The organism is Alteromonas sp. BMJM2, assembly GCF_027257845.1.
Taxonomy (GTDB): domain Bacteria; phylum Pseudomonadota; class Gammaproteobacteria; order Enterobacterales; family Alteromonadaceae; genus Alteromonas.
Genome location: NZ_JAPVOT010000065.1, coordinates 1 through 528 on the forward strand (window position 1 = coordinate 1; position 528 = coordinate 528).

1 protein-coding gene is annotated in these 528 nt (G+C 40.9%); it reads left to right on the forward strand.

Translation table 11 applies throughout. From position 1 onward, the window contains the following. Positions 1 to 40: 40 nt before the first annotated feature. A partial coding sequence (locus tag O9X84_RS19575) for a transposase (protein WP_269521323.1) occupies positions 41 to 528 on the forward strand: 488 nt, incomplete at its 3' end.

The window sequence follows — 528 nt, forward strand, 5'->3', positions numbered from 1 at the left end:
CCCCCAATAGTTGGACTATCCAATTACTGGGGGTCTTTTTATGTCCAAACATCACAGAGCATTTAAGTTAAAGCTAGCGCGACTAGCGCAAGAAGAGAGTTCAGGAGTCTTAGGTTCAAAGTTTGAGATACGCTCCAACCTTGTCCATTATTGGTCTCAGGTTTATCGCATTAATGGCGCTGATAGTTTTACTCACAAGCAACGTCCATACTCCTTCGAATTTAAAATTCATGTGCTTAAAACTATGTCAGTGAATAATTGGTCACTGAGTTATACCAGCGCCTATTTCGACTTATCAACTCCTGGTATTTTATTTCAATGGCAAAAGCATTATGCTCACGAGGGTATAACCCGTCTAAAACCACAGAAAAAAGGTAGGCCTCGCGTGACGAATGATTCTCCAACTCCTAAACCATCAGCAGACATGTCTGAAAAAGAGCTCAGAGAAGAATTGGATTATCTACGTGCAGAGAACGCAGTCTTAAAAAAGTTAGAAGCCTTGGCTCAAGCCAGAAAGAAAAAAGCAAA